Source organism: Mogibacterium neglectum (assembly GCF_030644205.1).
GTDB lineage: Bacteria > Bacillota > Clostridia > Peptostreptococcales > Anaerovoracaceae > Mogibacterium > Mogibacterium neglectum.
Window position 1 is genome coordinate 1,293,153 of the sequence record NZ_CP128647.1, and the last position, 24,110, is coordinate 1,317,262.

The 24,110-nt window shown below is 41.4% G+C and carries 20 protein-coding genes and 1 tRNA gene; 6 read left to right on the forward strand and 15 right to left on the reverse strand.

Going from position 1 to position 24,110, the window contains the following annotated elements; translation table 11 throughout:
* Nucleotides 1-191 precede the first annotated feature (191 nt).
* Together QU661_RS06040 and rpsT are read left to right on the forward strand one after the other, a co-directional pair.
* Nucleotides 192-875, forward strand: a complete 684-nt coding sequence (locus QU661_RS06040; protein WP_304989357.1) for an SGNH/GDSL hydrolase family protein — start codon at nt 192-194, stop codon at nt 873-875.
* Between the two features lie 111 nt (nt 876-986).
* On the forward strand, nt 987-1,259 hold the full coding sequence (gene rpsT, locus QU661_RS06045) for a 30S ribosomal protein S20 (protein WP_304989358.1): 273 nt from the start codon (nt 987-989) through the stop codon (nt 1,257-1,259).
* A 174-nt stretch (nt 1,260-1,433) separates the two neighbouring features.
* Here the strand turns inward: rpsT and QU661_RS06050 are convergent, their stop codons facing one another.
* The 3 genes from QU661_RS06050 to QU661_RS06060 form a co-directional block, all read right to left on the reverse strand.
* On the reverse strand, nt 1,434-2,303 hold the full coding sequence (locus QU661_RS06050; RefSeq protein ID WP_304989359.1) for a YitT family protein: 870 nt from the start codon (nt 2,301-2,303) through the stop codon (nt 1,434-1,436).
* Nucleotides 2,304-2,337: 34 nt separating this feature from the next.
* Complete coding sequence (locus QU661_RS06055) at nt 2,338-3,255, reverse strand: LysR family transcriptional regulator (RefSeq protein WP_304989360.1); 918 nt, start codon at nt 3,253-3,255, stop codon at nt 2,338-2,340.
* A 95-nt stretch (nt 3,256-3,350) separates the two neighbouring features.
* Complete coding sequence (locus tag QU661_RS06060) at nt 3,351-4,541, reverse strand: pyridoxal phosphate-dependent aminotransferase (RefSeq protein WP_304989361.1); 1,191 nt, start codon at nt 4,539-4,541, stop codon at nt 3,351-3,353.
* A 274-nt stretch (nt 4,542-4,815) separates the two neighbouring features.
* On the opposite strand from QU661_RS06060, the gene aroB reads away from it, so the two are divergent.
* Together aroB and QU661_RS06070 are read left to right on the forward strand one after the other, a co-directional pair.
* Nucleotides 4,816-7,164, forward strand: coding sequence for a 3-dehydroquinate synthase (gene aroB / locus QU661_RS06065; RefSeq protein WP_304989362.1), 2,349 nt, complete (start codon nt 4,816-4,818; stop codon nt 7,162-7,164).
* A 27-nt stretch (nt 7,165-7,191) separates the two neighbouring features.
* A complete protein-coding gene (locus tag QU661_RS06070; RefSeq protein ID WP_330692431.1) occupies nt 7,192-8,556 on the forward strand; it encodes a chorismate synthase in 1,365 nt (454 codons plus the stop codon).
* A gap of 116 nt (nt 8,557-8,672) precedes the next feature.
* Here the strand turns inward: QU661_RS06070 and QU661_RS06080 are convergent, their stop codons facing one another.
* Nucleotides 8,673-9,227, reverse strand: a complete 555-nt coding sequence (locus QU661_RS06080; RefSeq protein ID WP_304989363.1) for a flavodoxin domain-containing protein — start codon at nt 9,225-9,227, stop codon at nt 8,673-8,675.
* Between the two features lie 22 nt (nt 9,228-9,249).
* Nucleotides 9,250-12,855 (reverse strand): DNA polymerase III subunit alpha, encoded by a 3,606-nt coding sequence (locus QU661_RS06085; RefSeq protein WP_304989364.1) that lies wholly within the window; start codon nt 12,853-12,855, stop codon nt 9,250-9,252.
* Nucleotides 12,856-13,104: 249 nt separating this feature from the next.
* On the opposite strand from QU661_RS06085, the gene QU661_RS06090 reads away from it, so the two are divergent.
* Nucleotides 13,105-14,004, forward strand: coding sequence for a permease (locus tag QU661_RS06090; RefSeq protein WP_304989365.1), 900 nt, complete (start codon nt 13,105-13,107; stop codon nt 14,002-14,004).
* A 169-nt stretch (nt 14,005-14,173) separates the two neighbouring features.
* On the opposite strand, the gene QU661_RS06095 is transcribed toward QU661_RS06090, so the two are convergent.
* The 7 genes from QU661_RS06095 to prdC form a co-directional block, all read right to left on the reverse strand.
* Nucleotides 14,174-14,806 (reverse strand): flavodoxin family protein, encoded by a 633-nt coding sequence (locus QU661_RS06095; protein ID WP_304989366.1) that lies wholly within the window; start codon nt 14,804-14,806, stop codon nt 14,174-14,176.
* 141 nt (nt 14,807-14,947) lie between these two features.
* On the reverse strand, nt 14,948-15,430 hold the full coding sequence (locus tag QU661_RS06100; protein ID WP_304989367.1) for a glycine/sarcosine/betaine reductase component B subunit: 483 nt from the start codon (nt 15,428-15,430) through the stop codon (nt 14,948-14,950).
* A 12-nt stretch (nt 15,431-15,442) separates the two neighbouring features.
* Nucleotides 15,443-16,210, reverse strand: coding sequence for a proline reductase cluster protein PrdD (gene prdD / locus QU661_RS06105; RefSeq protein WP_304989368.1), 768 nt, complete (start codon nt 16,208-16,210; stop codon nt 15,443-15,445).
* Between the two features lie 175 nt (nt 16,211-16,385).
* Nucleotides 16,386-17,111 carry a D-proline reductase (dithiol) protein PrdB gene (gene prdB / locus QU661_RS06110; RefSeq protein ID WP_304989369.1) on the reverse strand — a complete coding sequence of 242 codons (726 nt, stop codon included), beginning with the start codon at nt 17,109-17,111 and terminating at the stop codon, nt 16,386-16,388.
* Between the two features lie 18 nt (nt 17,112-17,129).
* Nucleotides 17,130-17,399, reverse strand: coding sequence for a CBO2463/CBO2479 domain-containing protein (locus QU661_RS06115; RefSeq protein ID WP_094234553.1), 270 nt, complete (start codon nt 17,397-17,399; stop codon nt 17,130-17,132).
* A gap of 28 nt (nt 17,400-17,427) precedes the next feature.
* Nucleotides 17,428-19,287, reverse strand: coding sequence for a D-proline reductase (dithiol) proprotein PrdA (gene prdA / locus QU661_RS06120; RefSeq protein WP_304989370.1), 1,860 nt, complete (start codon nt 19,285-19,287; stop codon nt 17,428-17,430).
* 110 nt (nt 19,288-19,397) lie between these two features.
* Nucleotides 19,398-20,744 (reverse strand): proline reductase-associated electron transfer protein PrdC, encoded by a 1,347-nt coding sequence (gene prdC / locus QU661_RS06125; protein ID WP_304989371.1) that lies wholly within the window; start codon nt 20,742-20,744, stop codon nt 19,398-19,400.
* Between the two features lie 468 nt (nt 20,745-21,212).
* Between prdC and QU661_RS06130 the strand changes: the two genes are divergently transcribed.
* Nucleotides 21,213-22,253, forward strand: coding sequence for a proline racemase family protein (locus QU661_RS06130; RefSeq protein ID WP_304989372.1), 1,041 nt, complete (start codon nt 21,213-21,215; stop codon nt 22,251-22,253).
* A 153-nt stretch (nt 22,254-22,406) separates the two neighbouring features.
* Here the strand turns inward: QU661_RS06130 and QU661_RS06135 are convergent, their stop codons facing one another.
* The 3 genes from QU661_RS06135 to QU661_RS06145 all read right to left on the reverse strand — a co-directional run bounded on the left by QU661_RS06135 (nt 22,407) and on the right by QU661_RS06145 (nt 24,015).
* Entirely contained in the window at nt 22,407-22,829 is a 423-nt protein-coding gene (locus tag QU661_RS06135; protein WP_304989373.1) for a sugar transporter, read from the reverse strand.
* Nucleotides 22,830-23,037: 208 nt separating this feature from the next.
* Nucleotides 23,038-23,114, reverse strand: a tRNA-Arg gene (locus tag QU661_RS06140).
* A gap of 73 nt (nt 23,115-23,187) precedes the next feature.
* Nucleotides 23,188-24,015 carry an SDR family NAD(P)-dependent oxidoreductase gene (locus QU661_RS06145; RefSeq protein ID WP_304989374.1) on the reverse strand — a complete coding sequence of 276 codons (828 nt, stop codon included), beginning with the start codon at nt 24,013-24,015 and terminating at the stop codon, nt 23,188-23,190.
* Between the last annotated feature and the right edge of the window lie 95 nt (nt 24,016-24,110).

Here is a 24,110-nt window from a genome sequence, read left to right on the forward strand (position 1 = left end):
TCTATTATACTTAATCACATACACAAATAACAGCTTTCATTTACAAAATCTTCATATTGGTATATTGCAATTTTTATAATTGTTTAATATAATATTGGATATTATATTAAGTCATAATATTAATCATGTTGGCAGGTGTATCCATATATCGATTTCGCTGCTGATATGATAATCATATGGAGGTGACCAAAGTGACAGATATATGCGTATTAGGAGATTCCATATCTAAGGGAATAGTTTTTGACGATTTAAAAGAGAGATATGCAGTGCTAAACGATAACTTTATCTCTCTTCTGCAAAGGGAATTCGGTACCACGATAAAGAACTTCGCTTCCTTCGGAGCGACGATTACGAAAGGTCTAAGAATCTTCGAAGAGCGCTATTCGAGTATTAAGTCACATAAATATACTTTGATTGAATTTGGCGGAAACGATTGCAATCTCAACTGGGAGCAGATTTCAGTCACTCCTAACGCGGAGCATCTAGCCAAGACTCCGCTATCCGAGTTTAAGGCTACCTACGAGGATATAATCGAGAAGACTATGTACGCTGGCAGTCGCCCTATCCTGCTCACATTACCGCCACTTGAGAGGAATAGGTTCTTCGAATGGGTATCGCGGGATCTTAACAAGGACAATATCATGAAGTACATGGGCGGGAGCACTATATTTATAGAGAGATGGCATAGTTCATACAACGAGATGATTCTCGAACTAGCAGATGAATACGGTATCCAGGTCTTCGATATCAGAAAACCATTTCTAGAGCTCGGAGACTATAGCGACTATATATGTATAGACGGTATGCATCCTAATGCTGCAGGGCATAAGCTTATTGCAAAATACCTCCGCGAAGAGCTGGCAGCTCTCGAGTAACTTGGCGTGTACGCATTAATAAACCATACACACATCTTGAAATTTCAGACTCATTGGGATATAATGGCTAAGCGAATTATTACTATTTAAAAGAAAAGTGGGGTAAATTAAATGGCAAACATTAAATCCGCAAAGAAGAGAATCAGAACTATCGAGAAGAAGACTGCTCGTAACATCAGAGTTAAGAACCACGTTAGCGAAGCTGAGAAGGCTTTCCTAACTGCTATTAAGGCTGGTGACGTTGCAGAGGCAGAGAAAGCATTTAAGCACGCTGAAAAGAAGTTCATGCAGGCTGCAGCTAAGGGTACTTTCCACAAGAATACCGCTTCGAGAACAGTTTCGAGACTCGCAAAGAGACTTAACAATCTCAAGGAGAGTAAGTAAATCTCACCCGTCCCCACAGCACATATACGTGCAGCGTATAAGTTAAAAATACGCCAGAACGAAGGAGTGTCTCCCTTCGTTCTTTTTTATTTTCTTTACACTTACAAGCTACCATGTTAAACAAAAAAAGGATGTCACCATCTCATATAGGTAACATCCATATTGATACAATTTTTATTTTGCAATATGCTGCTTAGCAATCCGCTTTGGTCTGTACATAACATCGTGGATATTGGTAACAGTCGCAAACGCATCTGGGTCTACTTCACGCAGGTGTTTCATCAGCTTTGCATATTCGTTTCTATTTACGATTACGTTTATTTCGTCAAACTTGTCTCCAGTAAAACCACCCGACGCTTCGTACCTAGTGACCCCGCTATGAAGCTCATTGAGAATGTACTCACATATCTCGTCGTTCTTCTTAGATAGTATGCATACCTTCAGTTTAGTGGTCATACCGAATACATAGTGATCGATGATAATTCCGGTTACGTAAGTTCCCAAAATACTTAGGACTCCCGTCTTCGGGTCATAGATGAATATTGCTGGTGCTGATATAAACAAACCGACTACCGATGTAGCTACACCAAAATCTATGTTCAGATACTTGTTAGCCATCTTGTAGAGCACATCTAATCCCCCAGATGATGCATTTCTTACGAACATGAGTGCTATTCCAAGGTCACAGAGGAACAAATAGCATATCATATCCAGAAACTGATCATTCATAACGCCGTGATAGTTTGGTGTAAAATGCCCTAGAATCATCATGACTACAGGTAATCCTACAGAAGGATATATGGACTTAATAGTAAACTCATGACCAACGAAGAACCATGAGATGACGAGCAGTACCAAGTTCAAGATAAGTATTATCATCGCTTTTGATAAAGGCACGAATTTACCAATTAGAATAGCGACACCAGAAACGCTGGCAATCGCAAGGTTACTCGGCACCATAAAAAAGTACGTCGCTGTACCACATATTATCATGCCAATCGTGATTAAAATAAAATCTATAATACTGGTTTTACTTATATTCATCTCTTTTACTCTCTAGCTACAATATATGAATTTTCTACTCATCACCCTTTTCATCATAGATTCGTTTTATTCTATTTCTCACGAATTCCATGAATAGCCCGAGGTGTGGTTCAATCCACTTCTCTCTCCTATATACAATCTGCGAATACATTCTACACTTGAAATCTTTATCAACATCGAGGGCTACCACTCTTCCCTGCTCTAGCGCTCTAACTATTGAAGATCTAGGGATAAACGATACTGAGTTACTGCTCGCAACGATTTCACTTATCGCAATGATTGAACTTACCTCCATAATTGGATCATAATCTATGCCGTTGTCCTTGCAGTAGTCATCAAGGAATCTAGGATAGCTTACCTCCTGATCAGAAGTTATAAACCCACTCTTTACAACCTCTCTAATCGGAATATTTTTGTGTCCTGCAAGTGGGTTGTCTGGCGAGGTGATAAAGATCATATCTTCTGGTTGATCAACTACAGTGTTGCAATCCTTGTATACCATCTTTCTATCGATAAATAGCGCAAAGTCTATCTCATTCTGCTTAAGCTTTTCATACAGATTATCGAAGTAATCCGAGGTCTTAAGCATGAGTTTAATATGCGGATACGTCTCGCTAAACTCACGCAGAAGCGTAGGAAAATAGGCATTCGCCATAGATGATGTTGTACCTATTCTGATGGTCCCACGTATTTCATCGTCTTGCTGCATGAACTTACGAGCCTGTTCATTTGCCTTAAGAATTTGATGCGCATAAGGGAGAAACCGCTCTCCACTTGATGTGAGCTGTATTCCCTTTCCCATTCTGTCGAATAATTTCGTGCCAAGTTCATCTTCAAGCTGCTTAATCTGTACTGTTACGGCAGCCTGAGAATAACCTAGTACATTTGCGGTGCGAGAGAAGCTACCAAGCTCCGCCGCTTTAATAAAAGTTACTATAGTCTTAGCTTCCATGAGAATATATCCTCTAAAAAAGGTGTAGGCGAGACAAAAGTCCCACCCATCACCGTAAAATCTAAATCTTGATTTGTAAACGAAGCTCGCTTGACTTACTTGTAAGACTCAATCATAGCCTTGAATGCAGGCAGCGATCTCTTAATCATATCATTGCTTACGCAGTAGGAAAGTCTGAAGTATCCAGGGCAAGCAAATCCGTCTCCAGGAACTACGAGCAGGTTGTGATCTAGCTTAGCCTTCTCTGAATATGCAACAGCATCACCATTTGGAGCTTTTACAAATAGGTAGAAAGCACCGTCTGGTTTAGCGCACTCATATCCATACTCTGTTAGTGAATTATAGAGAAGGTTTCTATTCTCTTCATAAGCTGCGAGGTCTGGCATCTCACCAACGCACTCTCCGATAACCTTCTGAATCAGTGTTGGAGGGCAAACAGAACCGATTTCACGAGCTGCACCTGCAACTGTGTCATATACAGCCTTAGCATCTGCACACTTTTCAGGAACGTATACATATCCGATTCTCTCTCCTGGTAGGGAAAGTGACTTCGACCACGAGTAGCACACGATTGTGTTGTCGTATACGTTAGGGATGAATGTAACCTTAACTCCATCGTATACGAGTTCTCTGTATGGCTCGTCAGCAACAATGTAGATTGGGTGTCCGTACTCCTTGCTCTTTCTCTCAAGAAGCTCAGCTATCTTCTTAAGAGTCTCCTCCGTGTAAACAACACCTGAAGGGTTATTAGGCGAGTTGATTACTACTGCAACTGAATGCTCGTTAATTGTCTTCTCTAGTGCCTCCATGTCAATCTGGAAGTGAACAGTATCTGCTGGAACTACCGTTAGCTTAGCACCTGCACATGTAAAGAATACATTGTACTCAGGGAAGAATGGTGCGATAGCGATGAATTCATCTTCTGGGGAAGTTGTCAGTGCGTGTGCAACAGATACTAGAGCAGGAGCGCATCCACAAGTCATGAATAGCTCGTTAGCCTTAGCATTGCAGTTAAATCTAGCATTGAGGTTATCTGCAATTGCCTGACGCACGTTCTCAAATCCAGGAGCCATTGAATATCCGTGAAGCTGAATAGAATCAGTAGTATCAATGAGATTCTTGATTGTATCATTAACCTTAGCAGGTGCTGGAATGCTTGGATTACCAAGGGAGTAATCAAATACGTTTTCCTTACCAACTACCTTTGCCTGCTGCAGACCGTATGCAAAAAGCTCTCTGATTACGGATGGGGCTGTCCCGAGTCCATGATATTTTTCGTTAACCATAAATTAACTCCTTTCCAATTCGAATAGCCATATGCGATTAACATCTTATTTATAATTGTATTATATCACATGCAATAATACATTATAGACTCAGCGGGTATAATAAAAAATAAATGCATACATTAATTATTATGATATTTGCTCCTTGCGCCTGTAACTGTTACAATTACTGTAAGACAATGTTTTGCCTATAAATTGATTGATTTTATGCGATTTAGTTCACTATAAAATAATATATCATATTATAATTTTTTTATACATTTTGAGGTAAGAGATGAAATTATCCAAACTTGGAGACCTTATACATGAATATCAAAATCAAGGTACTGTACTCATAATTACGGACACTAACGTTGCCCCACTCTACTTGAACGAAGCAGTTTTTAGTATCGAATCCTCTAGCTTAGTTTGTGAAAGCTGCGTTATCCCCGCGGGGGAGGAATCAAAATCATTTGAGACTTATATCAAAATTATCGAATATGCCTCTCTTATTTCACTCACGAGAACAGACGGAATCGTTGCACTCGGAGGTGGCATGGTTGGGGATATCGCAGGCTTTGTTGCTGCAACGTATATGCGGGGAATCAATTTCTACCAAGTTCCAACAACCCTTCTTGCTGCAGTAGACTCATCGGTAGGAGGAAAATCGGCAATTAATACTTGTTTTGGCAAGAACTTAGTCGGTGCTTTTCACAAGGCAAAATTCGTTCTTCAAGACACGACGCTACTCGCTTCCGAAGATGACTACGTATTAATGGATGGTTACGCAGAAATCATTAAAACTGCTTGCATTTCTAGAAATGATGAGTTATTCAAGAAACTTGAGTCAGGAAACTTCGATATCCAGGAGATAATAGATGACTCTGTTGCCGTGAAGGCTTACTATGTTGAAAATGATGAGAACGACTCTGAAATCAGGCATACGCTGAACTACGGTCATACGCTTGCACATGCGCTTGAGAAACTGAGCAACTACGAAATTGGACATGGTCATGCTGTAGCAAAAGGAATTGCATTTACAGCAAGTCTTTCATATGACATGGGCTGGTGTAGTATCGACTGCAGAGACCGTATACATGCTCTGCTTGATAAGTTTGGATACGACCTTTCCATTAGTTTTCCACCTTGTGATATTGCAAATGCTATGGAGAGCGACAAAAAAAGGTCTGGTAACGGAATTAAATTTATAGTCAGCAGCGATATAGGGCAGTCCCAGATTAAACTTATATCGTTAGCGCAGTTAGGTGAGATATTAGTGACATATAGCGAGATATTTACTGAAAGAGCGGCCATCTCACATCGTGGTGCACCTCTTTTTGCACCTGCGAAAGTTGTATCTGCTCCGCCGTCCAAGTCTTATCTACATAGAGAGATTATAGCAACAATGCTGTCAGGTAATGAATTCAACTTGGATGATGAAGAGCCTTCAGAGGACATAATTGCTACATATGAAGCGGTTAAACAGATTGCAGAACATGCCAGTTCAATAAAGACTGGGCACACGGAACATAGCGACAATTCTGCTGCAGGTGGCTCTAAGCTATCAATCGACTGCAAAGAGAGTGGAACTACACTTCGCTTCCTGCTTCCCGTTGTTACAGCACTTGGACTAGATGCTAACTTCATGCTATCTGAAAGACTCAAAGAGCGCCCAATTGAGCAATTAGTAATTCAACTGAAGCGTCATGGAGCGGAGATTATAAAAGATAGTGCCGGGAATATATCAGTTGCGAATGTCCCAGGATGCAGAGGCTTATCGCCAGGCGAATTTACTTTTGTAAATCCAGAATCATCACAATTTATAAGCGGACTGTTATTCGCATTACCAATCCTAGATGGTGACAGTATAATCCATGTATATGATAAATTTGAATCATCCAGTTACGCGATGATTACCCTCGATGTGCTTAATAAATACGGCATAAAAATCGAGTATACCCATGAAAAAAAATACTGGAGATTTAAGATTCACGGAAATCAAAGCTATAGATTCACATCCATCCTATCTGAAGGAGATTGGTCAAACGCAGCATTTCTACTCGCACTCGGTGCACTCGGTAAAACTCCCCTGCGTATAAAGAACTTACCACTTCCGTCGAAGCAGGGAGATATAAAGGTTCTCGATTTACTAGAAGACTTTGGCATAACCGTAAATTGCTACACAGATATCGTTGATAATCGCTCAGGTATGGTAGATGTATTTCCATGCAGAAAACTAACATCTATTCCTAATGTCGATGCTTCCGAATCACCCGATCTCGTTCCCATTATCGCCCTAATCGCGTCAATAGCTAACGGTACGACAGTCATAAATAATGCCGAGAGGCTGAGATATAAGGAGAGTGACCGCCTTGCCAGTATATGCAGCGTGCTAAAAGCTCTCGGTGCAAATATAACCGAGATGGAAGACAGACTAATAATAGTTGGTACGGAAAAACTACAGGGTGCGTATGAAGGCGATGGATACGGAGACCATCGAATTATTATGATGATTGCGGTTTCATCACTTGTTTCGGTTGATATGGTCAAAATCCACGGAGCTTCAGCAGCTGCAAAGTCCTTTCCTAACTTCTTCGAAGTTCTGCACAAGCTTGGATTAGACGACAACATAGAACTTGTATGATGCTCACTCTATTGTATAGGAGGATATATGTCTGTTTATAAAGGTCAAACACTCACATTATCAATATTTGGCACATCACACGGTCCAGCGATTGGAATGACTCTATCTGGAATTCCTTCAGAAGCAAATATCAATCTTGATGTCCTGCAGGACTTTATGGCACGAAGAGCTCCTGGAAATAGTCCCTTTTCGACAAGCCGCAAAGAACCTGATATCCCTGAGTTCGTGAGCGGTCTAAAAACTGGAAGTTCTCGAAATTCAAGAAACCTTACTACAGATGGATCCGAAATAAAGGCGATAATCTACAATAGAGATGTAAAGTCCTCAGATTATTCAAAGATAGCGAATACACCTAGACCTGGGCACGCCGATTACACAGCACACGTAAAGTACGGTGGAACGGAAGACTCACGAGGCGGCGGAGCATTCTCTGGCCGCATGACTGCACCGCTATGTATAGCAGGCGGAATTTGCAAGCAGCTACTTGCGGAGAGAGGAATTTATATTCACGCTTCAATCCACGACATTCATGGAAATGCAGAAGATCCTCTATCCGAGATAAAAAAAGCTCAAGTACTTAGAGATTCTGTCGGTGGAACGATTTTATGCACCATCAGTGGATTAGAGGCTGGATACGGCGGGCCGCTATTCGAAGGACTTGAAGGCCGAATTGCCGAAATCGTATATGCGGTACCTGCGGTCAAGGGCATCGAATTTGGCGCTGGCTTTGAGTCGACACGCATGTACGGAAGTGAAAATAACGATGAATTCTACTACGATGAGCGTGGCACGATGTGCACCCGAACAAATAACTGTGGCGGCATACTAGGCGGGATCAGTGATGGCATGGATATAGAGTTCCGCGTGGCAATAAAACCGACACCCTCTATTGCGAGGTCACAGAAGACCATAGTATACGATAGTACAGAGGAGGCTGTAATCGAGGTTCACGGAAGGCACGATCCCTGCATAGTACCGCGAGCTGTTCCTTGCGTAGAGGCAGCCGCTGCAGTTGTGATAACTGATCTAGTTTTGACAGAAAGAACTGCTTCATCTACAGTTTCTAAAGAATCAAAGGAACTAACGACGGCATCACCTACTTCAGCTAGCAGCTTCGGTCTCGTTTTCGGAGACCTCTCACATCTTAGATCATCGATTGATGAGATAGATCTGCAATTAATCGCTTTAATTGAAAGAAGGCTGAAAATCGCTGAATCAGTTGCAGCATACAAGAAAGAAAATAACCTTGAAATAATTGATTCAAATAGAGAGGCATCACTGCTGAAAAGGATACGTTCCCTTTCCAGCGATGACCTAGCAGATTTAAACGAAGATATATTTAAGGCAATTATTAGAGCAAGCTGTAAGCATCAGGAAGAGTTATTAAAGTAATTCCGAACTACGGTAAATTTTGGCATAAGCATTTAAAGTGAACTCACACAAAGCTAAACGTCAATACACAATTGTGATTTTATAATAGTATGCTATTAAATGAAAAAGGATGGGTCCTATGACTCATCCTTTAGTCTCTTTCGTGCTGCCCTTAGCACTTGTTCTGTATAACGTTTATCCACGTTATCTATGCCGTTTACTATAGCATCGACCATCTTATTGGCGGCTGACTCCGAAGATCTATCTGTAGCTCCTGATATAAGCACCTTTTTAGATATTGCCATGAGGAACTTATCAAGTCCCTTAACTTCACTCGGTATGTATCTACCTGGACAGAAGTAAAGTAGAGTATTCTGCATATTTATCTCTTCTTTGAAGTTAATCTCACAAATTTGTTGATAGTTCTGGGGATTGTATTCAGAAATTCCTGTGACAAAAATAATCAGCTTGTCAGCAAATCCAGTAATCTGCTTTCTGAACTTATCAAATCCAACTATTCCACTTCCCCTTAGCCAGCTACCAAAAATCACAACATCGAACTGCCCTAGTGCACCATAATCAAGGTTCTCAAGAGATACTAATGTGCACCCTAGCTCACTGGCAATCCACTCTGCATACTGCTTAGTAGCGCCGCGTTTTGAATTGTATATAACTATCGCTTTTTTGCTCAAAACTATTCCTCACCAATCTGTTTTAATGCTTTACGTTCTCTTTGCCGAGGAGTTGCTCTAACTCAATCAATAAATTTTCATCGATATTTACACCATTTGCTGATTTAAGAGGCTTTTGACCTGGCAAATAGATTAGCACATCAATATCCCCACTGTGCGCTGATACAGCTCCCAAAATTCTCTGCTGAATTTCATCATTTCCTAGCAGGTCAGACAGTTCTTGACTCACTCTTAGCTTGAGATATTGCTTTTCACGTAACGGTTCAGTTTTTATTTTGCTATGTGAATAGTTACTAATGCTAGCGCGATCATAATCATTTCCACTCTGACTCTTAAACTCACTGATTCGCTCTATTTCAGTCACTTTATTTACTAAAATCTCTGGGTCTGAATCCTCTTTAAAGCTAAGTGTACCCTTGACAGCGACAATAGCATCGTTTTCTAACACGTACTTTGCCTTAGCATAATCTCTAGGGAATACAATTGCAGTTATTACACCGAAATAATCTTCGATAGTCAGCCTAGCCATCTCCTGGTTAGACTTTGTAATCATGCGGCGTAGGTCTCCAACCATACCTGCCATTATAACAGTATCACCATCGTTAAAATGATTGCGACCAGATGAGCCTTTACCAATGAAATTGGACTCATTCTCACTATCACCACTAAGGTCTAAATCAAATATTTCTGCAGTATTAGCAGTTATATTCTCATCTATCAAATCGCGATACTTATCGAGCGGATGACCAGATAGGTATACCCCCATCATCTCCTTCTCCATAGCGAGGAGATGCGCCTTATCGAAATTCTTAATATTAGGAAGCTCCGGTGCTGTCTTAACGTCCTCCATAAGGTCAGAATCGAGTTGGAACAGCGAAATCTGATCCTTGGAAACCTTGCGAGCACTTCTCTGTGCAGCCCCGACGGCATCGTCACTTATAGCGAGAAGTGCAGCTCTATTTGGCGTAAATTCATCCATCGCCCCGGCTTTAATGAGGCACTCTATAGCCTTTTTATTCAGTTCGGATGGTTCAATAGACTTGATAAAATCGTAAAGATTATTTATATCACGCCCTCTTCTGCCTTCTACTATCGCATCAACTATACCGCTTCCAACGTTTTTAATCGCTAAGAGCCCAAATCGAATTTTACCATCCTTGGCGATAAACTTTCTCCTGCTATGCAGGACTGAAGGAGGTAGCACTTCAATTCCAAGTTCTTTGCAGTTCCTGATGTAAGCTGCGATGTGTCGAGGCTCTCCCATCACACTTGACATGAGAGCCGCCATAAATTCCACTGGATAGTGAGCCTTGAGATAAGCGGTCTCATAAGATACAACCGCATAGGCTGCAGCATGGGATTTATTAAAAGCATACTCGGCAAAGCTAACCATATCGTCAAATATAGCCTCTGCTGCCCTCTCAGGTATGCCATTTGCCACACATCCAGCAATTGCCGGTGTTCCGTCAGAGTCGTCCTTTCCGTGGATAAAGTATTTCTTCTCCTCCAGCATAACACTCATCTTCTTTTTGGACATAGCACGACGCACGAGGTCAGATCTACCAAATGAATATCCTCCAAGTTCACGTACAATCTGCATTACTTGTTCTTGATAAACCATGCATCCATACGTTACGTTAAGAATTGGCTCCAAGTGAGGATCCACATACTTCACTTTCTCGGGATTCTTTTTATTTTCTATATACTTTGGAATCGAGTCCATCGGGCCCGGCCTATAGAGCGATATACCAGCTACTATATCTTCAAAGCAGGATGGATTTAGGGTCTTCATGAATTCGGTCATACCAGCACTTTCAAGCTGAAATATGCCCTGTGTGTTGCCTTTTGAAATCATATCATACACAGATGGATCATCGTAATCCATCTTGCTAAAGTCAATCTCTACACCGTGATTCTCCTTGATCAGCTGAATCGCCTCATTGATCATAGTAAGGTTTCGGAGTCCAAGAAAATCCATCTTCAGAAGCCCAAGCTCCTCGATTGTCGTCATGTTAAACTGAGTAGCCAGTCCCTTATCTGACATATACAATGGGACATACTCATCGAGTGGCATCTTACTGATTACAATTCCTGCAGCGTGTGTCGAGGAATGGCGTGGCATACCCTCAACTGCCATGGACATATCAAGGATGTTCTTTACAAGAGGCTCTGTTTCATATCTCGCCCTAAGGTCACGGTTTATATCTAGCGCCTTGCTTATAGTCATGCCCAACTCTGCTGGAATCGCTTTCGCAATGGAATCAGCTTCCGCATAGCTCGCATTGAGCGCCCTACCTACGTCACGAACGGCGGCCTTCGCCTTAAGTGTTCCAAAGGTGATAATCTGCGACACCTTGTCTTTGCCATACTTACGAACAACATAGTCGATGACCTCCTGTCTTCTATCGATGCAGAAGTCGACATCTATGTCGGGCATACTTACTCGCTCTGGATTTAAGAATCTCTCAAAGATTAGGTTGTACTTAATAGGCTCTATCTCTGTTATTGCAAGGCTATATGCGACGATACTTCCCGCTGCTGATCCTCTACCAGGTCCAACTGGAATATCATTGCTCTTGGCATAATGAATAAAGTCCCATACTATTAGAAAGTACTCGACGTAACCCATCTTCTCGATTACCTCGAGCTCGCTCTCTAATCTGTCACGATATATAGAACTCTGCTCATTAGCTTCGCTGCCATATCTTCTCTCAAGTCCCTCGTAACAAAGCTTTCTTAGATAATCCTTGTTGGTCATATCTTCTGGTGGTATGAACTCTGGCAGGTGATATTCTCCGAACTCAAACCCCACATTGCATCGCTCAGCAATCTTGTGAGAATTTTCTATAGCCTCAGGGTGACTAGGAAAAAGCTCAAGCATCTCTGCTTCGCTCTTAAGATAAAATTCATCATTCGCAAATCTCATTCGATTTTCGTCATCAACCGTTGAACCTGTCTGGATTGCAAGCAGCACATCATGAGCCTTAGCATCGCCTCTCTTAATATAGTGTGCGTCATTAGTGGCAACTAGAGGCGCACCGATTTCCTCCGCAAGCTTAACGAGCCCCTCAATAGCCGGTTTGTCATCATCGAGAAAATGATTCTGTACCTCCAGATAGAAATTATCTATTCCAAATATATCGCGTAGTTCAAGTGCCTCTACCTTTGCACCAGAGTAATCACCATTTAAAATCTTTCTTGGTATTGCACCAGCTAAGCAAGCAGACAGACAAATTATTCCTTCACTATGCTCGCGCAGCAATTCCTTATCTACTCTCGGTTTAAAATAAAATCCTTCTGTAAATGCAGCTGATACGAGTTTAGTTAGGTTTTTATATCCTGTCATGTTCTCCGCTAAAAGTACGAGGTGATTCATATTCCTGTCACGGTCTGGATCCTTATCGAAGCGAGTCCTCGGAGCTACATAGACTTCACAGCCGATTATTGGCTTAATGCCTGATTTTTTGCAGGATTTATAAAAGTCAATAATACCGAACATAACACCATGATCGGTTATAGCCAAGGAGTCCATTCCTAAACTCTTCACATATTCAGGTGCTTTGTTAATCTTGGACATTCCGTCTAGCAAACTGTATTCTGAGTGAACATGTAAGTGTGTAAATGCCATCTCTACCTCTTTACTAATAAATATATTAATTAATAAATAATATATTAAAAATAATTTTTCTTTCAGTCAGTAAATTGTATCACAAGAACCCGAAAATATCTAAATATCAATATCTTCACAATAATAACATATTATCTCTATATTTATTGACAAACATATATCAAATCCCTATAATGAACTCAAGAACAGACGATCGGGAGTCTGTAGGAATTATTTTTTACATCGTTTTTAAAACGTATGGAGGTTATTATGTTATATGCACTAAAAGGTCTATGCGTGATCGGAATGGTTCTCTGTGTCACGCTAACACTACTAAAGGTAAAAGCTAACCTAGCAACTGAAGAAGGAAAAGCTGAGTGGGCTGAGCAGAAGAAGTTTGCACCTTGGAACGCTATGGTTGGTGTTGTTGCTAACTTCTTCGATACACTAGGAATCGGTTCATACGCTACATCTTGCGCACTCTTTAAGATTAGAGGATCCATCAAGGACATCTATATCCCTGGTACTCTAAATGTTGGAGATACTCTCCCAGTACTTCTAGAGGCATTCCTATTCTTCGGATTCGTTGATATTGATACTCTAACACTCGTATCTATGCTTGTCGCAGCTGTACTCGGTGCATTCGTAGGAGCTGGATTCGTTACAAAGTGGGATCAGCACAAGGTTCGTATCGGAATGTGCGTTGGTCTGTTGATTCTAGGTACTGTAATGGCTTGCAAGACTGCTAATATTGGTCCATTCGGACTAGTTGGAACTGCAACTGCTCTTCACGGAGCTAAGCTGGTAATCGCTGTAATTGTAAACTTCTTCCTAGGTGCTCTTATGAACATCGGTGTAGGTCTGTATGCTCCTTGCTTAGCGCTTATCTCCGTTCTCGGAATGAACGTTGGAGCTGCGTTCCCAATCATGATGGGATCTTGCGCATATCTAATGGCATTTGGTAATGGACCTAAGTTCATCAAGGAAAACAGATTCGACATGGTTTGCACACTTTGCCAGATGGTTGGTGGTGTGATTGGTGTCTGCATCGCATACTTCCTAGTAAAGAATCTACCAATAGATGTACTGTTGAAGATTGTTATCGTAGTTGTATACTTCACAGCATTTATGTTCGGTAAGGATGCCCTTGCTGATAAGAAGAAAGCTTAATAAGCACAATAAGAAATAAAAAAGGTCTCCATCTGGAGACCTTTTTTATAAATTTAATATTTAGTAACTGCTAATCTTTAGGATCTATCATCTATCATCTTTCAGCCTCGTACTTACTGATTACGGCACTTCTGTATCTACTAATTCCCGTACCCTAAAACTCTTGTATTTACAGGTCCCTAAATCCACGAACCTTTTCAATGATAGGGAGAATTGCCTCCTCATTTATACCATCATAGCCATTTTCAAATCTTTCCTTTGCATTTTGAACTTGATCATCACGGACTGGAGCAAATATCTTTTTCCCCATAGCTTTGAGTGCAATCTTGTCTGCGCTCTTGCATTCTTTTGAATTATATTTTCCTGATAGCATATAAAAACAATCATCTGGCAACTGTTTACAACCATTAAGTCCCTTTACAAAGGTTCTATACTCATCAGTCGGCTCAATAATACCCGTTGTAAATACGATTAGGTTATTATTATCTATACCAAAATTTGATAGGTTTGCACGAAGCATATTAAAGCGTGTTATCTCACCACCTCTAATCCAGCTGCCAAATATTATATTTTTATACATTGAAGCATATCCTAGCTTAGCACGTGAATATTTCATCACGTCGCAGTCCAGGGCTTCTGCTATCCATTCTGCATACTTCTCTGTGGCACCATTGCTAGAATTATATATTAATATAGTATCTGAACCATCTGTTTGATCTGCACGCCTCTTTGCCGCCTGTCTATTTGGATTTCTCATATGCGTCATATCGTGCAATCTAGCCTCGTAGCGAAACTGATGCACAAACTCTCCTTATCTTATAAAAATATTGATGATGATGAAATTTTAGTGTTCTACGGTTAATCTCATCCATAGAATAAGGGATGCCGGAATTGCCCGTCATCCCTATTGGTATTATATCATATCAATGACAATACCGTCTTACTATCTATTTTTGAGTTCTTTTTCTTTCATGCGAATTTTAAGAATCATAAGAGCTTTCTTAACATCGTCCTCAGTCATGTTGTTCTCACCGACGATATTAGATTCAAGCCCTTCTGGGTTCTTATTTATATCTACGATATTATTCTGCAAATACTCATTTTCAACCACAAAAGTAGCCATGGTACCGCTAAAGTTTAGCCCGGACATAGGAATTCCCATCTCGCCGAGCTCCTCGACGCAGTTTGTATAGTCTACGTCACTATTTCCCCATCCATCAGATGTAAGAATTACACCATCAGCTCTCATGCCTTCAGCCATAATGGCAGCACGCTTACTGTTTCTGAGTTTCTCCTTGTTGTCATCTGACGTACCGAATAGTAGGACTCCCATTAGATCAATACCAGAATCTGAACCGACGATATCTACTAGTGGATCTCTAAAATGATGTAAGCTTGTTTCTTTTGTTGAAGGACCAATTCCCATATCAGCACCTCCTTACTGCATTGAACGAATAGCCCCGTCTCTGTACTCATTTGGAGTTAGGAAGACTGGCATATTGTTCATCTCTATTATAGAACGTCCACCATGAGCGCCTGATGGCTCATCTGGGAACAGATATGTGTCGTACATGGCGCCCTGACCAGCAACCTGCCTGATAATTAATACCTTCTTCTGACCTGGTCTGGCAATGTCATGGTACTCATGACGCTCTGTCGCTTTATTTCCGTCAAATTTCTTCATCAGCTCTCTGTATATCTGAATAAAATCATCGCAAGCTTGATGAGCTTCGAGACAACCATGTCTATCCTGTCCCATATCCTTTTTAAAAGTAACATCGAAGGAGATAATATAGTCATCTTCACCTGGTGTACCAGCCCTACCAAGAACTAACTGTTCGCTAAGCTGACCTTCTGAAGATCCAAACTCGTGTGTCTGTTTTCCTTCAGTATCAACACCTGTAAGCATCACATATACACCTGTTAATGTATGAGTGATACCCTCTCCACACTTTCCAAGTACCTTTGCAGAGATAGGAATGATATCCATGATAGTATTAGTCCATCTATCATGATTTCCAGGTTTAATTACCTGAATATCTATATTATCAAGTTTTTCATACTTCTCAAGTAGTGATGGGATAATCTCTTTGGATACGGTCATTACACCGTTATAACCAACGCTATTGTTATCACCCATCTCAACGTCATTCATATGAAAAGCCTTTATGACAAGTCTTCTCAAATCAATTTCCTGTACACTCATATGCATACCTCAATACTTTAGCTACTGTGTAAATACGTAATAATTTCTAGTCTGTTCGATCAATCTTTTAAATAGGTGGCATAATGTGTTAAGAATTTCTCGAACTTTCTTTAGAAAAAAGGGGCAGATATAAATCTGCCCCATCTTCGTTTCCGATGTCCTATTAAATTAAGAACTAGATTACAGCGTGATACTCGTAAGGCAGTGGAACAATCTTTCCTGGAGTCTCGATTGTCTCGAGAAGCTCTAGTGTTGCCTTTACGATAGCTGTTTGCATCTCTACGTCATGTGGAGCACCTGCATTAGCACCCATAGGTACGATAGGAGCAGCCGCACGTGGAGATCCAGCCTGTCTTACAACTGGTGGAAGTGCTGCGATAATAACTGTTGGAATTCCAGCAGCCTCAATTGCTCTCTGCACGATTGTTGCAGAGCGGTGGCAAGTTCCTCATCCAGCTGTAAGGATTGCAGCATCAACGCCTTCATCCTTGAGCATCTGTGCAACTTCTGGACCAGTCTCGTTTGTGAACTTTTCGATGTTTCCACCACCACCCATGAATCCAGCATGTGTAGGTGCAGTAGCCTTGATGAAACCTGAGTCTCTTAACTCATGGAGTCTGTCGATAGGGAACATGCAGTTGATGTCCTTGTTAACGTCAGAGTTATCGTATCCACCATGTGTTACCATTAACTCGCTTGAAGGTGTATCATCTGGTATTTTTCTCCAAGTGAAGTCCCCAGCGAGGTTAAATCTCTTATCTGTCTTTACGTGTACACCTGCAGCAGTAGCAAGAGCAACCGTCATCTCTTTGAGTGGCTTAGTTACTGGTGTAAATACTGACTTAGGTGTAATAGGAACAAATATTTCAGATTGTAAGCCTTTTACAACTGTCATACTCATTTGTCTTTTCCTCCTTAGTTATTTGTGCTTTTCAGCATATTCAGCACGACGTCTGTTTAGAATATCGATATTACTTACGTACTTTTCGTTGACTTCCGGTCCTTCTTGTTCTATGAAGCTCATATTCCATGCGACCGTCTGTCCAACCTCTAGTGGATAATCTGAAATCACCATTCTCATAGGCACTTTGAGTTCACCTAAACGACCTTTAATGTCTACGCAGATTCCTACATCGTGTACCTCTGTGATGACTCCTTCAACTTTGATTATCTTATCTCCGTACTTCATCTATAATATCTACCTTTCTAATATAAGATTAGTCGTACTTTTCCTTTCTCTTTTCACTGATTGGAAGTGACTGCTCGTTCTCAACGAGTTCCATCTTAGCGCCAGTAGCTTTCTCAATGAGCTCAACGTTGTTGTTCTTAACATTTACGTTGTAGGTTCTCTCTGGAGCCTTAACTTCTTCGCCAGCCATCTTAGCCTTCAGCATAGCAAGTCCACGGATAGCATCCTCTGTGCAGAGTGTGTTGCAAGCAAGAACTTCGTTCTCGATTCCGGACATGGACTTGTTGTTGTCGATCATTGCATCGCAGTACTTGTTTCCTGTTACGAGAGCACCCTGTACAGCACAGAATGAGAATCCAACAACTGGAATTCCTCTCTTACCAATCTGCTCGATGTGGGAAGTGAAGTCAACGTGGTTGTTTCCGAATCCTTCTGTTGTAACGAATGCACCATCAACGTCCATTGACTCAACCATCTGACCAAGTCTTCTGGATACATAGAACTTGTCGGCATTAGCCTGAGGTGATCCAACGAAGATAACACCTACTACGTCGATGTCTTCATCATGTACTGACTCAAGAACTAGTGGCTCTCTCCAGTAGTGTCTGGACATTTCCTTTGAAGCAGGTCCGATACAAGTTAGAGCGTGGATACAACCATCTAGCACCTCGAGTGGGTTAGCCATTACCGGAACGTTACCAAGGTCAACGTTTGGCTTAGCTCCTAGTACGCCTACAGGATCGTTAGGGAATAGGAAGTTGTCGTGCATAGCACCCTGTCCCATGATTTCCTTAACGATAACAACCTTCTTCTTTCCAGGGTGTCTTGTCTGCTTAAGAACCTGCTCCTCTGATGGAGTAACATCCTTAAGATCTCTCTTCATAGCTTCTCTGATCTCAGAAACTACGTGGTCTACAGCAGTATGAACTGCGATAGGTCCCGGTCTTTCCATGTTCTTTAGGTTGTCGATAACTGCGTGAGCAATAATCATAATCTCACCCTTATCAACAGCTCCTGGACGACCCCACATCATGTTCTCGTCAATGTATCCCTCGGATGAACCGAACTCACCAACCTGAACACCTTCTTCTGTAATACCAGTTACGACCATTACTACACCATCAAGAACCTGAGTAACGCCTTCACCAAGTCCCATATCGGAATCTGCCTTTGTAGCAATTGGCTGGATGTCCATTACTGTCTCTGTGTATACGTGGTAATCATCTGGTGTGATTAGACTAAGCTCAAGAGACTGTACTAGCTTCTGTGCTTCAGCACCCTCTGTAGCTGCGCTCTTACGAACGTAGAGAGTATCTCCCTCAATCTTAGTCTCGTCTCCAAGAACAACCTTGTTGATCTTGTAGTGCTTTCTTGTCATCTCTCTTAGAACAGTCTCAGTATGCTCTTCAACCGGAGCTGCTGCTACTGCTGCTGGAGCTGCTGTTGCTACTGTCTGAGCTGGAGCTACAACGCCACCACCAAGTCCTGCTGGGAGCTCGATGTCGATGTTCTTTCCCTCTCCGATGTGTAGCTTGATTGTTCCTATTGCTGCAACTGAAGCTACTGGAGCTGCTGCCGCAGCTGGAGCCTCCTCTACTTCAGCAACTGGAGCCTCTTCCTCTGCAACCTCATCAGCATCGTACTTATCAACGATGTCTGCTGTGATTGGAGTTAAAGAATCAACAGTTTTAGTTAGTTTCGATCCGTTTAGTACCTGACCGAGCTTGAGAGCGCCATCGACATTCAGCAGACCAGAATCAATTAGATCTGGGAAAATTGCTGGATCTTCGAAGTTAGCAGGCTCAAGAACGGTTCCTTCTTCTGCTCTGCAGCATAGTACCGCTGGGTCGTTCGCATGTTGTTTAGCTGTTTCAGCTGTGATTGACATATCGATCTTCCTCCTTAAAAATATTGCCTTTGCAAATGCAAAATTTTATATATTTACTCCGTCCATGCTTCATGCGATCGGGCACATGAAACACTCGGATTAAATATCAACTAGTTGTTCTCAACGTTATCTACTACGTTAAGATCCTGATCAACCTGCTTAGAAACTCTCAGAGTTCTATATAGTGGATGATCTACCGCTCTCATGATGTGGTCTGTCTGGTGAATTACCTTTAGACCCATCTTAGGTCCAGAAGCCATTACAGTGTTCGAACAATCTGAACAGTTTCCGATAATAATGTATTCACACTTATCCTTCTTAAACTGTAGGTTGTTTGATACCTGACCTGGGCAATTTCCTGGTCTCTCACACTTCCTTGTGCCATTAGGCATCTCCTGTGCCTGCTTGCAGTAGCAGAGTGACACTTCCTTTGCATTGTACTTCTTGCAAAGCTCCTGCATTCTCTCATAGTTTCCACCACATGCGCAAACGAGAATCCCCATGCTTGCTCCATGTAAATCCATGAATGGCATGGAAACTAGGATAGCTCCTGTTGTCTTTGTGATAGGTGCATCTAATGTTGTTGATTTACCAGTGAAGGCACCACCCATTACGATTTCACCATACTCACCGTCAATTCCACCAGCTCTCTCGATTAGAGCACCAACGCTTGTACCAACTGGAACGTCCATGAACACATGTGCATCGTGCCCACCGTTTAGCTTACCTCTAACTGTGAGGTGCTTTAGGAATGATGGCTTTCTCTCATCTACAGCCTCAGCTACTCTTGAGCAAGTCTCACTGTTGATTACAACAGACTTAGCTGCTGACGGAAGCTGGCTTGGCTCTAGCTCAATTCCTAGACATTCTCTTACTACAGCTCTTTCTTCTCCCATTGGGTAGATATCTGGTAGAAGATGTCTAGTGATATTTGGCTCATCCTTGAGACATTCGTCTAGGATTTCAACCGCCTTACGATTCTTCTTCTTAATAGCAAAGATTGCCTTATCTGCTCCGGAGATTTCCATACAGAGCTTAACTCCACGGATAACTTTCTCTGGTTCTTCCTCAATCTGCTGAATGTTATGCTTTAGTCCAGGCTCGCACTCAGAAGCATTTACAAGGATGTAACCACCATCCTCAAAATGAGCATCTAGCTTTACTGCAGTAGGGAATCCAGCTCCGCCCATTCCTACAACTCCAGCAGCCCTAACCATCTCAAGAGGAGTTCCTTCTTCAATAGGAACGAACTCGTCCTTCTGCTCTTCATCAGGCTTAATAACAATCATCTCGTCTGTTATTTCTTCAACAACACCGTAAGCGCTGGAGAAGATATTTGCGCCGAGACCTGTTGGTTCTGCAATGAGGGTTCCCTTCTTAACTTTGTCACCAACTTTAACAATTGGAGCACAAGGTTTACCTACATGCTGTCTCAACAAAATCTGCAAATTTTCCATGACACAGTCTCTCCTTAAATATTTTTGACTCTACAAATCATTAATGCGTATCGTTCGAAAAGCCACACAAATAAAGGTAATGCGCACTCTTTTCTAGATTGATGATAACATAACGATTTATTTATTTCAATGATAATTGTTAGATTATCTATTGAGTTTTTCAATAGATAAATTTCTGTCATATCGCATATCTGTTTATACACTATCTGCCTTTTTTTGTCATGTTTTTTTATCAGTAATTTTTATCGATACAAAAGCTTTATTATATTTTCTTGATAATCAATTCACAACATTTCCGTTAAAACAAGATTGTTTCAGTGTATTTGAACTTACACCTATATTATCTGTATATTAATTTTAGTTATATGCATTTGTTATATTATTGACTTTTAATATTTACTGCTCTATAGTTTACTTAGGTGGCGATTATTTATTTTTATACTTATGTAACCTAAGGAGGTACATGATATGACACTAACTGCTAAGATTGATTACACTAAGTACACTGACGCTATCAGAACTATAGAAGCTCACACTGAAGGTGAGTACTGCAGAGTAGCTCTTGATTGCCCAGAGACAGAAGGTAATACAATGATTGAGAGAAAACATTACCTCGAAGAGCATTACGATTACGTAAGAACTGCTCTCATGTTCGAGCCTCGCGGACACCACGATATGTTCGGTGCTTTCGTTGTAGAACCTTGCAATAAGGAAGCTGATTTTGGAGTATTCTTCATGGATGGAGGTGGATACCTCAACATGTGCGGACACTGCACAATCGGTGTTGTTACTGCAATTCTTGAAGGTGGTCTAATGGAGATGAAGGAACCTCAGACTGAGGTTGTTTTAGAAGCTCCTGCTGGTATCATCAAGACAGTCGCTGATGTTAAGGATGGTAAGGTTACCGGTGTAACACTTACAAACGTTCCTTCATTTAGATACAAGAAGGATCTTCATGTTGAGTTTGAGGGCAAGGATGTTGTATATGACATCTGCTTCGGTGGTTCTTTCTTCGCTCTTGTTGATACAGAGAAGAACTTCGGAATCAAGGTTGGTCCTGACACAGCTGGCTTCCTAACAAGATTCTCAAGTTTCATGCTACAGGAAGTTAACAAGACCGTTTCCATACAGCACCCTGAGCTTGATATCACATCTGTAGACCTAGTTGAGAACTACTCAACAACAGATACTCCAGATGCCGATCTACGTAACCTCGTAGTATTTGGAGACCCTGCAGATCCTCAGCTAGACAGATCCCCATGCGGAACTGGTACATCAGCTAAGATGTCCCTACTACACGCACTTGGAGAGCTTCCTGTTGGTAAGGAATTCGTTTATGAGTCATTTATCGGAACTAAGTTCTACGGCATGATTCAGAGCGAGACAAAGGTTGGCGAGTTCGATGCAATCGTGCCTCAGGTAAAGGGTGGTGCATATCTCTGCGGAGAAGCTACTTGGTTTATAGATCCAGACGATGCTCTAGGAAAGGGATTCGTAGTTCCTAAATAATATATTAAATATGATTTATATTCATAATAAATAAGGGCTGTAAATGTCAGCCCTTATTTTTTATTGTAATCCTATTATATAAAATAAAGAGCCAGACTAAGCCTGGCTCAAAGGAGTTGATCAATTATCTATCTATGCGGTTAAAAAATGGTTCTAAACTGGGAACTCGATTGCTATGTCTTTGCCCTCCCCGATATAGAGCTTAACAACGCCGCCAACAACCGACATGTTAACGTTCTGTACTTGTCCATCAATTGAAGGTTCTGTTATTGCACCTGCTTCAGATATTTCATCAGTTTCTTCAGCAGCCTCATTAACTTCTTCATCATATTTATCAACGATATCTGGAGTAATTGGAGTTAGGGAATCAACGGTCTTCGTTAGCTTTGATCCGTTGAGCACCTGTCCAAGCTTAAGCGCTCCATCTATGTTAAGTAGTCCAGTATCAATTAGATCAGGAAAAATCGCCGGATCTTCAAAGTTTGCCGGAGTTAACTCAGTTCCCTCCTCTGCTCTGCAGCATAGAACCGCAGGGTCATTCTTATGCTCTTGCGCTGTTTCAGCTGTAATTGACATTACATACACCTCCATAAATTTTCATCTTCATTACGTTAATGAGACTACCACCTAAGGCTTTTAATCTCAATAGATTTACCTATAGTTAAAATCTATTTGAAGATGTTCTATTATTAGAGATTTAAAATTGAAATAATCAATATATAGGCATAAGCCTTGCCTGCAAAAATCAAAATACTGCAACTCCACTGAGTTGCAGTATTTTGTGTGGTGCGCCCACAGGGACTCGAACCCCGAACCTTCACATTCGTAGTGTGACGCTCTATCCAATTGCGCTATAGGCGCTCAAAGCACTACACCAATTTAACATGGTATGGTGCTGTTGTCAAGTGAATTCAATGGTTTTGCAAGCCTATCTTTAAAATTTACTCTTCTGACTGCGTGCCACGATACCGAGCATTATGTCCCTTGGCACTAGCTTCGAAGCAATTGCAGCTACTCTTACCATCATATTAGGAATAATTATTATCTTACCCTTATCCGCTTCGTCGATGCAATACGATACACATTCACGCGCAGTTATCCCCTTGAGTGAGAATTTAACGTTTGCAACATCGTTAAACTCTGTATTTACCGGTCCCGGGCAGAGCGCATGAATCTGAACGTGGCTACCAAGTCGTTTCAGTTCTTCTGCAAGTGCATTTGTAAGAGATACTACATATGACTTTGTCGCATAATACGTCGCCATATAAGGTCCACCAGGCATAAGCCCAGCAACAGAACCTACATTGATAATATGACCATAATCACGCTCTATAAAATGAGGCATCAGCTGATGAGCGATATAGTGAAGAGCTCTAACATTGACGTCTATCATGTTAAGATCAGTCGAAATGTCGCTCTTATCAAATCTCCCAACTGCACCAAAGCCAGCATTATTGATTAGAATATCTAGAGGCATATTTTGCTTGGACTTAAGATGCCGAACAAGTTCGGCACATTCGTTTAAATCCGTTAAATCTGCTGTTATGCACTCGCAATCTACATGATAATCACTTGTGAGTTCTTGCCCAAGGTCAACGAGCCTTTCCTCTCTTCTTGCAACTAAGATAACCGAATACCCTTCGACTGCAAGCTGGCGTGCAAACTCTGCGCCTATACCTGAGCTCGCCCCAGTTATACAAGCAAGTCCACTAGACGACTTGGTATATTGCTTATTGGGAATACTAATAGTCTGCACTTTCATTAGAACCTATTTCTCCTATTATTCTTATATAGCAACATGAAATAGTAAATGCATAAAGCGAACAGAAATCCGCCAAGCACAACACTTATTATGCG